The sequence below is a fragment of the Streptomyces sp. NPDC091281 genome, from assembly GCF_044757425.1.
In the GTDB taxonomy this organism is placed as follows: Bacteria; Actinomycetota; Actinomycetes; order Streptomycetales; family Streptomycetaceae; genus Streptomyces.
Genome location: NZ_JBIVUY010000007.1, coordinates 29,441 through 42,389, shown reverse-complemented (window position 1 = coordinate 42,389; position 12,949 = coordinate 29,441). Strand labels below are relative to the sequence as shown.

The 12,949-nt window shown below is 75.3% G+C and carries 12 protein-coding genes and 1 pseudogene; 10 read left to right on the top strand and 3 right to left on the bottom strand.

Features of this window, described 5'->3' with window-relative positions:
* The first annotated feature begins 94 nt into the window (after window positions 1–94).
* From ACIQPQ_RS19330 to ACIQPQ_RS19295, 8 genes and pseudogenes are all read left to right on the top strand, one after another.
* Entirely contained in the window at window positions 95–823 is a 729-nt protein-coding gene (locus ACIQPQ_RS19330; RefSeq protein WP_401305328.1) for a class I SAM-dependent methyltransferase, read from the top strand.
* A gap of 156 nt (window positions 824–979) precedes the next feature.
* Window positions 980–2,011 carry an Lrp/AsnC family transcriptional regulator gene (locus ACIQPQ_RS19325; RefSeq protein ID WP_401305326.1) on the top strand — a complete coding sequence of 344 codons (1,032 nt, stop codon included), beginning with the start codon at window positions 980–982 and terminating at the stop codon, window positions 2,009–2,011.
* Between the two features lie 53 nt (window positions 2,012–2,064).
* On the top strand, window positions 2,065–2,898 hold the full coding sequence (locus ACIQPQ_RS19320; protein ID WP_401305324.1) for a M55 family metallopeptidase: 834 nt from the start codon (window positions 2,065–2,067) through the stop codon (window positions 2,896–2,898).
* Window positions 2,891–4,195, top strand: a complete 1,305-nt coding sequence (locus tag ACIQPQ_RS19315; RefSeq protein ID WP_401305322.1) for a M20/M25/M40 family metallo-hydrolase — start codon at window positions 2,891–2,893, stop codon at window positions 4,193–4,195. The genes ACIQPQ_RS19320 and ACIQPQ_RS19315 overlap by 8 nt, the downstream gene beginning before the upstream one ends.
* 15 nt (window positions 4,196–4,210) lie before the next feature.
* Window positions 4,211–6,163 (top strand): LpqB family beta-propeller domain-containing protein, encoded by a 1,953-nt coding sequence (locus tag ACIQPQ_RS19310; protein ID WP_401305320.1) that lies wholly within the window; start codon window positions 4,211–4,213, stop codon window positions 6,161–6,163.
* Complete coding sequence (locus ACIQPQ_RS19305; protein WP_401305318.1) at window positions 6,160–7,104, top strand: LD-carboxypeptidase; 945 nt, start codon at window positions 6,160–6,162, stop codon at window positions 7,102–7,104. Before ACIQPQ_RS19310 ends, ACIQPQ_RS19305 begins: the two co-directional genes overlap by 4 nt.
* Window positions 7,105–7,179: 75 nt before the next feature.
* Window positions 7,180–7,431 (top strand): LapA family protein, encoded by a 252-nt coding sequence (locus ACIQPQ_RS19300; RefSeq protein ID WP_401305316.1) that lies wholly within the window; start codon window positions 7,180–7,182, stop codon window positions 7,429–7,431.
* A gap of 35 nt (window positions 7,432–7,466) precedes the next feature.
* A pseudogene (locus ACIQPQ_RS19295) lies at window positions 7,467–8,018 on the top strand (GNAT family N-acetyltransferase); the annotation flags it as partial.
* Window positions 8,019–8,082: 64 nt separating this feature from the next.
* On the opposite strand, the gene ACIQPQ_RS19290 reads toward ACIQPQ_RS19295, so the two are convergent.
* Complete coding sequence (locus ACIQPQ_RS19290; protein WP_401305314.1) at window positions 8,083–8,439, bottom strand: DUF6204 family protein; 357 nt, start codon at window positions 8,437–8,439, stop codon at window positions 8,083–8,085.
* 132 nt (window positions 8,440–8,571) lie between these two features.
* On the bottom strand, window positions 8,572–9,231 hold the full coding sequence (locus ACIQPQ_RS19285) for a TetR/AcrR family transcriptional regulator (RefSeq protein ID WP_401305312.1): 660 nt from the start codon (window positions 9,229–9,231) through the stop codon (window positions 8,572–8,574).
* A 191-nt stretch (window positions 9,232–9,422) separates the two neighbouring features.
* On the opposite strand from ACIQPQ_RS19285, the gene ACIQPQ_RS19280 reads away from it, so the two are divergent.
* Window positions 9,423–10,388 (top strand): alpha/beta hydrolase family protein, encoded by a 966-nt coding sequence (locus ACIQPQ_RS19280; protein WP_401305310.1) that lies wholly within the window; start codon window positions 9,423–9,425, stop codon window positions 10,386–10,388.
* A gap of 33 nt (window positions 10,389–10,421) precedes the next feature.
* Here ACIQPQ_RS19280 and ACIQPQ_RS19275 read toward each other — a convergent pair whose 3' ends face one another.
* Window positions 10,422–10,784 (bottom strand): VOC family protein, encoded by a 363-nt coding sequence (locus ACIQPQ_RS19275; RefSeq protein ID WP_401305308.1) that lies wholly within the window; start codon window positions 10,782–10,784, stop codon window positions 10,422–10,424.
* A gap of 176 nt (window positions 10,785–10,960) precedes the next feature.
* On the opposite strand from ACIQPQ_RS19275, the gene ACIQPQ_RS19270 reads away from it, so the two are divergent.
* Window positions 10,961–12,949, top strand: coding sequence for an FAD-dependent oxidoreductase (locus tag ACIQPQ_RS19270; RefSeq protein WP_401305306.1), 1,989 nt, complete (start codon window positions 10,961–10,963; stop codon window positions 12,947–12,949).

The window sequence follows — 12,949 nt, the reverse complement described above, 5'->3', positions numbered from 1 at the left end:
ATGCGCACGGCGCTTGTCCGCGCCCCGGCGGAGCGATACACCGTACTGGCCCGTCACTCACGGCGGATCCACGTCGCACCCTGGGGAGCAGTGCATGAGCGTGACGAGTCGATACCGGGCGGCCTGGGAGGACTTCTGGCGGGAGGCCCCCGCCGGTCAGGGCGCGGTGTTCTGGGACGCCGACCCCGCCCTGACCGCGGCACGGCACCTCGCCGTCTTCGAACCCCGCCTGGTGGACCCGGCGTTGCCGCTCGTCGACCTCGGCTGCGGCAACGGCACCCAGACCCGCTTCCTCGCCGACCGCTTCCCCCAGGTCATCGGCGCCGACCTGGCCGGTCCCGCCCTCGACCACGCCCGCCGCGCCGACCCGGCCGGACAGGCGACGTACCGGCTGCTGGACGCCGCCGAGACCGGGCAGACGCGCACCCTGCACGCCGAACTCGGCGACACCAACATCTACATGCGCGGCGTCCTCCACCAGTGCGAGCCCGCCGACCGGCAGCCCCTGGTCGACGGGATCGCCGCGCTGCTCGGCACCCGCGGCCGGGCCTTCCTCGTCGAACTCTCCGAGGCCGCCCGCCCCGTCCTCGGCACCCTCGCCGAACGCCCCGACGGCCCGCCGCCCAAACTGGCCCCCGTCCTGCGGCACGGCGTCGCCCCCGGCGAGGTGACCGACGCGGCGGTCCAGGAATACCTCGACGCGGCCGGGCTCGCCGTCCTCGCCGAGGGTGAACTGCCCCTCACCACGACCGAGTTCGCCCCCGACGGACGACGCATCGAGCTGCCGTCGAGATGGTTCGTGGCGGGGCCCGCGGAGGAGTGAGGGGAGTGGCGGGCGCGGGTGGGGGCGGGTGCGGGCACGTCTGTTGAGGCCGGGTTCACGGGCGGTGCGCGAAACGCCCACACCCTCGCGCGCGCCCCGGCGGCCGGGTGGCACCGTGGACCCGAGATGCCCGACCGAACGTCCCAGGAGCGTGCCGTGCCCCCCACCGACCAGCCCCTCGACGCGCTCGACCGCAAGCTGCTCCAGGCGCTCCAGTTCGACGGGCGGGTGCCGTTCAGCCGGGTGGCCCAGGTGCTGGGGGTGTCGGACCAGACCGTCGCCCGCCGGGTGCGGCGGCTGCGGGAGACGGCCGGGCTGCGGGTGCTGGGGATGACCGACGGGACCCGTCTCGGGCGGACCAGCTGGATCGTACGGCTGGCGTGCGCGCCCGACGTGGCCGAGCGGCTCGCCGGGGCGCTGGCCCGCCGCCCGGACACGATGTACGTGAAACTCGTCTCCGGCGGCACCGAGGTCACCTGCGGGATGCGCCCCCGCAGCCGCCGCGAACGCGACGACCTCCTCCTCGGCCGCCTCCAGCGCACCCCGCGGATCACCTCCATCAGCGCCCACTGCGTCCTGCACGAGTTCACCGGCGGCGGCGCCACCGGCTGGCTCACCAAGATCGACGCCCTGGCCCCCGACGAAGCCGCCGCGCTGCGCCCGCCGCCGCCCGGGCCCGCCGCCGGGCCCCTCACCCTCGACGCCGACGACGAGCGCCTGCTCGCCGCGCTCCACGAGGACGGCCGCCGCACCCTCACCGAACTCCAGACCGCCACCGCGCTCACCGAGACCGCCGTCCGCACCCGCCTCGACCGGCTGCGCGCCCGCGGCGTCCTCTACTTCGACGTCCAGTACGACCACGCCCCCCTCGGCCAGGACGTCGACGCCTTCCTCTGGCTGACCGTCGCCCCCGCCCACCTCGCCGCCGCCGGGGCCGCCCTCGCCGCCCACCCGCAGGTCCAGTTCGCCGCCGCCACCACCGGCCCCGCCAACCTGGCCGCCGCCACCCTCCACACCGGCCCCGCCGAGCTGTACACCTACCTCAGCGAACGCGTCGGAGCGCTGCCCGGCGTGCAGTCCGTGGAGAGCGTCCTCAGCCTGCGCCGGGTGAAGGGCCTCGCCTACCGGGAGACGCGGCCCGAACCGGACCGGGCGGGCTCCTCGGGCGCCGCGGGGGAGGGCCGTTAAGCTCGGGGAACCTCCCGGAGTTCCCGGCGATCCCGGAAAGGACGGACCCGGACGTGAAGATCCTGATCAGTGCCGACATGGAGGGCGCCACCGGCGTCACCTGGCCCGCCGACGTCCTGCCGGGCACCCCGCAGTGGGAGCGGTGCCGGGAGATGTTCACCTCCGACGTCGACGCGGCCGTCCGCGGCTTCCTCGACGGCGGCGCCGACGAGGTCCTCGTCAACGAGGCCCACTCCACGATGCGCAACCTCCTCCTGGAACGCCTCGACGAGCGCGCCCAGATGCTCACCGGACGCCACAAGGACCTCTCCATGGTCGAAGGCGTCCAGCACGGCGACGTCGACGGCATCGCCTTCGTCGGCTACCACGCGGGCGCCGGGGAGGAGGGCGTCCTCGCCCACACCTACCTCGCCAACTCCATCACCGGGGTCTGGCTGAACGACGTACGGGCCAGCGAGGGCATGCTCAACGCGCACGTCGTCGCCGAGTACGGCGTCCCCGTGGTCCTGGTCACCGGCGACGACGTCGCCTGCGAGGACGCCCTCGGCTACGCGCCCGAGGCGCTCAAGGTCGCCGTCAAGGACCACGTCTCCCGGTACGCGGCCGTCTGCCGCACCCCCGCCCGCACCGCCGCCGACATCCGCGCCGCCGCCAAGGAGTCCGTGGCCCTCGCCGGGCGCCGGGAACCCGTCCACGGCGGCCCGTTCACCGTCGCCGTCGAGTTCGACGCCGAACACCTGGCGATGGCCGCCACCGTGATCCCCGGAGTGGCCCGCACCGGGGAGCGCAGAGTCGCGTACACCAGCGGCACCATGTACGAGGGCATCCGCACGTTCAAAGCGGTCACGACGGTCGTGTCGGCCGCGGTGGAGGAGCAGTATGGCTGACGAGCAGACGCGCGACGAGGTGGTCCGGTTCACCTCCGACCTCATCCGCATCGACACCACCAACCGCGGCGGCGGCGACTGCCGGGAACGGCCCGCCGCCGAGTACGCCGCCGAGCGGCTCGCCGACGCCGGACTCGACCCCGTCCTGCTGGAGCGGGTCCCCGGCCGCACCAACGTCGTCGCCCGCATCGAGGGCACCGACCCGACCGCCGACGCCCTCCTCGTCCACGGCCACCTCGACGTCGTCCCCGCCGAACCGGCCGACTGGACCGTCCACCCCTTCTCCGGCGAGGTCCGCGACGGCGTCGTGTGGGGGCGCGGCGCCGTCGACATGAAGAACATGGACGCGATGATCCTCGCCGTCGTCCGCGACTGGGCCCGGCGCGGCGTCCGCCCCCGCCGCGACCTCGTCGTCGCGTTCACCGCCGACGAGGAGGCCAGCGCCGAGGACGGCTCCGGCTTCCTCGCCGACCGGCACGCCGACCTCTTCGAGGGCTGCACCGAAGGCATCAGCGAGTCCGGCGCGTTCACCTTCCACGACGGCACCGGCCGCGAGATCTACCCCCTCGCCGCCGGTGAACGCGGCACCGGCTGGCTGCGGTTGACCGCGCGCGGCCGCGCCGGGCACGGCTCCAAGGTGAACCGGGAGAACGCCGTCACCCGGCTCGCCGCCGCCGTCACCCGCATCGGCGAGCACACCTGGCCCACCCGCCTCACCCCCACCGTGACCGCCGCCCTCACCGAACTCGCCGCCGTCTACGGCGTGGAGCCCGACCTCACCGACGTCGACGCCCTCCTGGAGAAGCTGGGCCCCGCCGCCAAGCTCGTCGAGGCGACCGTCCGCAACAGCGCCAACCCGACGATGCTGGACGCCGGTTACAAGGTCAACGTCATCCCCGGCGAGGCCGTCGCCCACGTCGACGGACGGTTCCTCGCGGGCGCCGAGGACGAGTTCCGCACCACCCTCGACGCCCTCACCGGCCCCGACGTCGACTGGGAGTTCGTGCACCGCGAGCGCGCCCTCCAGGCACCGGTGGACGCCCCCCTGTTCGCCGGGATGCGGGCCGCCGTCGAGGAGTTCGCCCCCGGCGCGCACACCGTGCCCTACTGCATGTCCGGCGGCACCGACGCCAAGCAGTTCGCCCGCCTCGGCATCACCGGCTACGGCTTCTCACCGCTGAAGCTGCCCGAGGGCTTCGACTACCAGGCCCTCTTCCACGGCGTCGACGAGCGGGTGCCCGTGGCGGCCCTGCACTTCGGCACCGACGTCCTCGACCGCTTCCTGCGCACGGCCTGACCCGTGGGGGAGAACATGCGCATCCTGCCCCACGGCTCCTGGCCCTCGCCCCTCGACGCCCGGCTCGCCGCCGCCCACGACGGGCTGCCCGAGTTCGCCGGATTCGTCGGCGACGAGATCTGGTGGACCGCGCCCCGGCCCGCCGAGGGCGGCCGCCGCGCCCTCGTCCGCCGCCGCGAGGACGGCACCGAGGAGTCCGTCCTGCCCGCCCCCTGGGACGTCCGCACCCGCGTCATCGAGTACGGCGGCCTGCCCTGGGCGGGCACCCTCCGCGACGGCCGACCCCTCATCGTCTTCGTCCACTGCGCCGACCAGCGCCTCTACGCCTGGCAACCCGGCGGCGAACCCCGCCCGTTGACACCCCACTCGACGGTCGGCGGCGGACTGCGCTGGGCCGAACCGCAGTTCGTGCCCGGCCGGGACGAAGTCTGGTGCGTCCTGGAGGAGTTCACCGGCGACGGCTCCCACGACCTGCGCCGCCTGCCGGCCGCCGTACCGCTCGACGGCTCCGCCGCCGACGACCGGGCCGCGATCCGTGAACTCTCCGACGACCGGCACCGCTTCGTCACCGGCCCCCGCCTCTCACCCGACGGACGACGGGCCGCCTGGCTCGCCTGGGACCACCCCCGCATGCCCTGGGACGGCACCGAGGTCCTTGTCGCCGACGTCCGCCCCGACGGCACCCTCGGCCCGCCCGAGACCGTCGCGGGCGGCCCCGACGAATCGATCCCGCAGGTCGACTGGGCGGCCGACGGCAGCCTCCTCTACGCCAGCGACCGCACCGGCTGGTGGAACCTCTACCGCGACCACCAGCCCCTCTGCCCCCGCGAGGAGGAGTTCGCCGGACCCCTCTGGAAACTCGGCCACCGCTGGTTCGCCCCGCTCCCCGGCGGCCCGATCGCCGTCGTCCACGGCCGCGGCACCGCCGCCCTCGGCATCCTCGACCCCGAGACCGGCGAGGTCGTCGACATCGCCGGACCCTGGACCGAGTTCACCCCCTCCCTCGCCGTCCACGGCGACCGCGTCGTCGGCGTCGGCGCCAGCCCGCGCAGCGCCCACGAGATCGTCGAACTCGACACCCGCACCGGCCGCGCCCGCGTCGTCGGCGCCCCCCACGACGACACCGTCGACCCCGCGTTCTACCCCGAACCCCAGATCCGCACCTTCACCGCCCCCGACGGCCGCGAAGTCCACGCCCACGTCTACCCGCCCCACCACCCCGGCTGCGCCGCCCCCAGCGCCGACCTCCCGCCGTACATCATCCGCGCCCACGGCGGCCCCACCTCCCGCTCCCCCCTCGTCCTCGACCTGGAGATCGCCTACTTCACCTCGCGCGGCATCGGCGTCGCCCAGGTCAACTACGGTGGCTCCACCGGCTACGGCCGCGCCTACCGCGAACGGCTGCGCGAACAGTGGGGCGTCGTCGACGTCGAGGACTGCGCCGCCGTCGCCCTCGCCCTCGCCGACGAGGGCACCGCCGACCGCGACCGGCTCGCCGTCAGCGGCGGCAGCGCGGGCGGCTGGACCGCCGCCGCCTCCCTCGCCGGCACCGACGTCTACGCCTGCGGCACCATCGTCTACCCGGTGCTCGACCTCGCCTCCTGGGCCGAGGGCGAGACCCACGATTTTGAATCGAGGTATCTGGAGACGTTGGTGGGGGCGCTCGCCGAGGTGCCCGCGCGGTACGCGGAACGGTCGCCCGTGCAGCACGCCGACCGCATCGACGTACCGTTCCTGCTGTTGCAGGGGCTCGACGACGTGGTCTGTCCGCCCGCCCAGGCCGAACGGCTGCTGGAACGCATCGCCGGGCGCGGACTCCCGCACGCCTACCTCGCGTTCGAGGGTGAAGGGCACGGATTCCGGCGCGCCGAGACCCTGGTGCGGGCGCTGGAGGCCGAACTCTCCCTCTACGCGCAGGTGTTCGGACTGCGGCCGCCCGGCATCCCCACCCTGGAGCTGCACCCGTGACCGACCGCCGCACCCCCGTCCCGGCCCTGGTCCGGCCGCCCCGCCTCACCCCCGGCGCCCGCGTCGCCGTCGTCGCGCCCAGCGGGCCGGTCGCCGAGGACCGCCTCCAGGCCGGGCTCGACCTGCTGCGCGGCTGGGACCTCGACCCGGTCGCCGCCCCGCACGTCCTCGACCGCGACCCCGTGCTCGGCCATCTCGCGGGCACCGACGCCGACCGGGCCGCCGACCTCCAGGCCGCCTGGTGCGACCCGGCCGTCGACGCGGTGATCTGCGCCCGCGGCGGCTACGGCGCCCAGCGCGTCGTCGACCTCCTCGACTGGACGGCGATGCGCGCCGCGGGCCCCAAGGTGTTCCTCGGCTTCAGCGACAGCACCACGCTGCACGAGGCGTTCGCCGTCCGCCTCGGCCTGGTCACCCTCTACGGGCCCGTCGCCGCCGGGATCGACTTCGTCAAGAACGCCCGCGCCCAGGACCACCTCAGGGCCACCCTCTTCACCCCCGAGACCGTCCGCACCCTCACCTCCACCGGCACCGCCCTCGCCCCCGGCCGGGCCCGCGGAGTCACCCTCGGCGGCTGCCTCACCCTCCTCGCCACCGGCCTCGGCACCCCGCACAGCCGCCCCGGCGCGCGCGGCGGTCTGCTGATGCTGGAGGACGTCGGCGAGCGGCCGTACCGGATCGACCGCACCCTCACCCACCTGCTGCGGGCGGGCTGGCTCGACGGCGTCGCCGGGATCGCGCTCGGCTCCTGGGCGCAGTGCGGGCCGTACGAGGAGCTGCGGCCGGTGCTGGCCGACCGGCTCGGCGGGCTCGGGGTGCCGGTCGTCGAGGAACTGGGCTTCGGGCACTGCGACGGCGCCCTGACCGTCCCGTTCGGGATCGGCGCCGCACTCGACGCCGGGGCGGGCACCCTCACCCTCGACGCGCCCGCCCTCGCCTGACCGCGCCGGAGGCCGTGCTCACGCTCCGTGGCGGTCCGCCGTGCGCGGGGTGCCCCGCGGGCCCACCCTGAGGGCATGAGTCCGAAGACCTCGCCCGCCGCCCGGAGCACCGGGACGTCCGGCACCCCGGACGGGGCGGCGACCCCCGGCCGCATCACCGTCCTCGCCCTCGTGCTCCTCGCCCTGGCCCTCAGCCTCCAGAACACCGGGGACACCCGTGTCACCCTGCTGGTCACGGAGGTGACGCTGCCGCTGTGGTCGGCCCTGCTCGCCACCGGGGCCGTCGGCGCCCTGTGCGGGGCGTACCTGGTGCGGCGCCGGGACTGAGCCCCGTCGGCGCGGTGCCGTCATAGGCTGGTCCGATGCCCCACATCGCACCCCGTCACCTCGCCGAGGGCCCCCGCGTGGGCATACGGCACGTCACCTACGGCGACGGCGAGGAGTTCACCGCGCGGGTCCGGGAGAGCGAGGCGCTGCACCGGCCCTGGCTGTTCCCGCCCGCCACCGCGGACGCCTTCTCGGTCTGGGCCGGACGCCTGATCGACGATCCCGCGAAGGCCGGGTTCCTCGTCTGCGACCTGGCCCGCGACGGCGCCGTCGCCGGGTTCGTCAACATCAACAACATCGTGCGGGGCGCCTTCCAGTGCGGCGCCCTCGGCTACGGCGCCTTCGCGCACGCCGCCGGGCGCGGGCTGATGCGCGAGGGGCTGCGGCTGGTCGTCGGGCACGCCTTCGGGCCGATGCGGCTGCACCGGCTGGAGATCAACGTCCAGCCGGGCAACGCCGCCTCGATCGCCCTCGCCCGCTCGTGCGGGTTCCGGCACGAGGGCTTCTCCCCGCGGATGATCCACATCGACGGCGACTGGCGCGACCACGAACGGTGGGCGCTCACCGCCGAGTCGTCCACCGGCGGGCCGTCCGGCGAGGGGCCGTCCGGCGGTGGGGCGTCCGGAAGGGGGGCGTCCGGTGCCGGGCCGGTCAGCGGCGGGCCGTACGTCCCGGGCTCTTCCGGTTGACCTTCATCGTGTCGAGGTCCGTCACCGTCGACCGGAGTCCCGTGAAGCCGTAGCCGAGTTCCCCGAGCCGGGTCGCGGCCCGGTCCTCGGCCAGCGCGCCCGCCATCTCGTCGCCGTCGGCCGCGTCGGAGACCACCACGTACCGCATCGAGAAGTGCTTCAGCGGGGACGGCTCGTAGGTCAGCGAGCCCTCCTCGGCGAACCGCATGCTCGTCAGTCCGTGCTCGGCGGCCTCCGCGAGCAACCGCCCGCGCGCCTCCTCCGTCAGCCCGTCCCAGGTGCCCCGGACGATGACCCGGTAGGTGTGCTCCTCGCTCACGCTTCCCTCTTCCCGAAGAGTCGATGACCGGCCCGACTCTACGGCGACGGGGGCGTGACGCCCCGCGAATTTCCGGGGCGCCCCAGGGCGTCGCGGGCGTCCGCCCGGCCCCACGGTCGTCCGCCCGGCCCGCTACGCCTGCCGCAGTCCCCGCAGCAGCAGGTCGATCAGCCGCCGGGGGTCGTAGCGCGGGTCGCCGTCGTGACCGGCGCAGAGGTTGCCGATGCCCCGCATCAGCTCGTACGGCTGGACGCCCGGCCTGATCTCGCCCGCGGCGACGGCGGCGTCGAGCAGGTCGCCGCAGACCGGCATCAGCCGGTCGAGGAACTGGGCGTGCAGCGCGCCGAAGCGTTCGCTGTCGGAGCGGAGCGCGTCGGCGAGGCCGTGCTTGGTGACCAGGAAGTCGGTGAACAGGTCGATCCAGCCACGCAGCGCCGCGAACGGGGTGGCGCTCTCCGCCAGCAGCCGCGGGCCCGCCTCCGCGCAGGCCTCGATCTGGTGCTGGTAGACGGCGGTGACCAGGTCCGCCCTCGTCGGGAAGTGGCGGTAGAGCGTCCCGAGCCCGACCCCGGCGCGGGCCGCGATCGCCCGGATCGGCGCGTCGATCCCCGAGGTCACGAAGACCTCCGCGGCGGCGTCGAGCAGCGTCCGCTGGTTGCGGACCGCGTCCGCGCGCCTGCTGCGGGCCGACGCCCCCTTCGCGGGAGAGGCCTGAGCGGCGGGGGTGCCCGGCGCCCCCGACGAAGCCGGGTCGGCCGGGTCTGCCGGGTGGGGCGGTTCTGCTGCGGGCACCACGTGTTCCTCCGACGAGGGGACGACCAGGGACGTTGCTAAACGGATCAGTGTTCCGTATTGTAAGTGGAACAACGATCCGCTTTCAGGTTAACCGATTGCGGACATGCCGCCGTACCCGCCGTCTCCTCCCGTCCGCCGCCGCACCTCGCGCGCGGCCCGGAGCGACGGCCGTCGAAGGGCTTCCTCCCATGACTGACACGACCACGACCGCAACGACCGACACCGCCGTCCACCCGCCCGTCCCCGTCCTCTCGGTCGCCCCCGTGCTGCTGCCGTCCCCCGGCCGCGCCGTGGACCTCCAGGTCCGGGTCACCGCCCCGCTGACCGGGGACGACCTGCCGATCGTGCTGCTCTCCCACGGCCTCGGCTTCTCCCACCACCTCTCCTCGCTGAACGGCTACGCCCCCCTCGCCCACGACTGGGCCGCCCGCGGCTTCGCCGTCCTCCAGCCCACCCACCTGGACTCCCGGACCCTGCGCCGGGACCCCGACACCCCGGCCGTCCCGCACTGGCGCACCCGCGCCGAGGACATGACGTACCTCCTCGACCACCTCGACCTGGTCGAGGCGGCCGTGCCCGCGCTCGCCGGACGCCTCGACCGGAGCCGGGTCGCCGTCGCCGGGCACTCCATGGGCGGGCACACCGCGAGCCTGCTGCTCGGCGCCCGCCTCACCGACCCCGCCGACGGATCGACGGTGGACCTGGCCGACCCGCGGATCACGGCGGGCGTCCTCCTCGCCGCGCCCGGCCGGGGCGGCGACGCCCTCACCGCCTTCACCACCGAGCACTACTCGTTCTTTCTCACCACCGACTTCTCCACCATGACGACACCCGCGCTGGTGATCGCCGGGGACAAGGACGCCTCCACCCACCTCACCGTCAGCGGCCCGGACTGGCACACCGACCCCTACCACCTCGCCCCGGCCCCCAAGACCCTGCTCACCCTGACCGACGCGGAGCACGGCCTCGGCGGGATCTCCGGGTACGACGTCGCGGAGACCACCGACGAGAACCCCGCGCGGGCCACCGCGGTCGCCCGGCTCTCCGCGGCCTGGCTGCGCAGCACGCTGTACGCCGGGGACCCGGCCTGGGACACGGCCCGCGACGCCCTGACGGCCGGGCCGGACGCGGTCGGCGCCGTGACGTCCAAGTAGGCACGGCGATCGCCGTGCCCCGGCGGCGGGGCGTCAGGGGGCGGTCGGGCGCCCGTAGTGCTCGGCGTACTCGTAGACCGCGCCGTCGGGGTGCCGGACGATCAGGTTGCGGCCCGCCGGGGTCTCCAGCGGACCCGCGACGATGTCCGCGCCCAGCTCGGCGGCGGTCTTGTGCACCGCGTCCAGGTCGGTGACGGCGATCGTCGCCGCGACCGCGCGCAGCACGTCCAGCTCGGCCGCCGGACCGCTCATCAGCAGGAAGCAGCCCACCGCCGCCACCCGCACCCCGCCCCGCTCGAACCGCTGCGCGGGCGTGCCCGCGAGGCCCTCGTAGAAGGGGACCGCGGCTTCCAGATCGTCCACGCAGACCCGCAGGGTCGCTCCCAGAATGTTCATACGGGCCAGCGTAGTTGGGGCGGCCGGGGCTGTCGGGAGGTTCCGGCGGGGCGGGCCGGGCCGGGGGTGCGCGCGGCACGGCGGACGTTTGGCCGGTGCCCTCAGGGGGACGCGGAAGGCTCCCGTACGTCATGTCCGCCCGTCGCCGAGACGGCGGACCCGACCGGAGGCGCGCCGTGAGTCGACCCCGCATCGTGATCGTCGGAGCAGGATTCGCCGGGTACCGGGCCGCCCGCACCCTCGCGCGGGCGGCCCGCGGCCGGGCCGACATCACCCTGCTCAACCCGACCGACTACTTCCTCTACCTGCCCCTCCTGCCCCAGGTGGCGGCCGGTGTCCTCGAACCGCGCCGGGTCACCGTGTCCCTCGCCGACACCCTGCCGGACGTCCGGCTCGTCCTCGGCGAGGCCGGGCACGTCGACCTCGACGCGCGGACCGTGACCTGGACCGGCCCCGAGGGCGAGACGGGCACCCTCGGCTACGACCGGCTGGTCCTCGCCGCGGGCAGCGTCAACAAACTGCTCCCCGTCCCCGGCGTCGCCGAGCACGCGCACGGCTTCCGGGGCCTGCCCGAGGCCCTCTATTTGCGTGACCACGTGACCCGCCAGGTCGAGCTGGCCGCCACCGCCGACGACCCCGCCCTGGCCGCGGCCCGCCGGACCTTCGTGGTGGTCGGCGCCGGATACACCGGCACCGAGATCGCCGCCCAGGGCAAGCTCTTCACCGACGCCCTGGCCCGCGCCCACCCCCCGCTGGGCGGGACGCCGCGCTGGATGCTGCTCGACATCGCCGACCGGGTCCTGCCCGAGCTGGACGAACGGCTCTCGCGGACCGCCGACCGGGTGCTGCGCGAGCGCGGCGTGGACGTGCGCACCGGCACCTCCGTCGCGGAGGCGACCCGGGACGGCGTGCTGCTGACCGACGGCGAGCGCGTCGACACCCGCACCCTGGTGTGGTGCGTCGGCGTCCGCCCCGACCCGCTCGTGGATTCGCTCGGGCTGCCCCTGGAGCGCGGGCGGCTGCTGGTCGAGCCGACGCTCCAGGTGCCGGGGCGGCCCGAGGTGTTCGCCTGCGGCGACGCGGCGGCCGTACCCGATCTGGAGAACCCCGGCCAGTACACGCCGATGACCGCCCAGCACGCCTGGCGGCAGGGCAAGGTCGCCGCGCGCAACGTCGCCGCCTCCCTCACCGGGGGCGAGCCCACCCCGTACCGCCACCGCGACCTCGGCTTCGTCGTCGACCTCGGCGGGGTCCAGGCCGCCGCGAACCCGCTGGGCGTCCCGCTCTCCGGCCCCCTGGCGGGCGCGGTGGCCCGCGGCTACCACCTCGCCGCGATGCCCGGCAACCGGGTCCGGGTCGCCGCCGACTGGCTCCTCGACGCCGTACTCCCGCGCCAGGGAGTCCAGTTGGGGCTCGTCCGCTCCTGGTCGGTCCCACTGGACACGGCCTCCCCGGAACTGCCCCGGAGCCCGCACACCCCCGATCAGCAGCCGTCGGCCACCACACCGTCGGCCACGACGCCGTCGGAGCCCACCGCCACCGGCACGCCGAGCGCCACGGGTGGCGGGGGAGGGGACGACACGTCACGCACCATCACCTCCCCGACCCCGAAGCCGGTGAAGGCGGAGCCGGAGCGCCGTCGGCGGGAGCAGGGGCCGGTGGTGGAGTCCGCGACGGGTGGGGGAGGCGGCGAGGACACCTCGCGGACCATCACCTCGCCCACCCCCGAGCCCGTACGGGAGGAGCCCGAACGGCGACGTGAGGGCGCGGGTGCCGTCTCCGGCGGCCCGGAGCCCGTCGAGCCGCCGAGCGCCACGGGTGGCGGGGGCGGGGATGACACGTCGCGCACCATCACCTCCCCGACCCCGGACCCGGTGAAGGCGGAATGGGAGCGCCGTCGGCGGGAGCAGGGGCCGGTGGTGGAGTCCGCGACGGGTGGGGGAGGCGGCGAGGACACCTCGCGGACCATCACCTCGCCCACACCCGAGCCCGTGCGGGACGAGCCCGCGAAGAACGCGCACGCGAAAAGCGGGCGGAACACCAAGAGCGCCCGCGCCAAGGACAGGAAGCGATCCACGACCGGCGGAGGCACGCCCGCGCGCACACGGCGCGCCGCACCCCCCGCCCACGACGACGACCCCACCCCCGAGCAGGGAGACCACTGA

Excerpts from the sequence above, each read along its gene's own strand:
- ACIQPQ_RS19275 (WP_401305308.1), bottom strand. The coding sequence starts at position 10,784 with ATGAACATTCTGGGAGCGACCCTGCGGGTCTGCGTGGACGATCTGGAA.
- ACIQPQ_RS19300 (WP_401305316.1), top strand. The coding sequence starts at position 7,180 with ATGAGTCCGAAGACCTCGCCCGCCGCCCGGAGCACCGGGACGTCCGGC.
- ACIQPQ_RS19315 (WP_401305322.1), top strand. The coding sequence starts at position 2,891 with ATGGCTGACGAGCAGACGCGCGACGAGGTGGTCCGGTTCACCTCCGAC.
- ACIQPQ_RS19310 (WP_401305320.1), top strand. The coding sequence starts at position 4,211 with ATGCGCATCCTGCCCCACGGCTCCTGGCCCTCGCCCCTCGACGCCCGG.
- ACIQPQ_RS19280 (WP_401305310.1), top strand. The coding sequence starts at position 9,423 with ATGACTGACACGACCACGACCGCAACGACCGACACCGCCGTCCACCCG.
- ACIQPQ_RS19330 (WP_401305328.1), top strand. The coding sequence starts at position 95 with ATGAGCGTGACGAGTCGATACCGGGCGGCCTGGGAGGACTTCTGGCGG.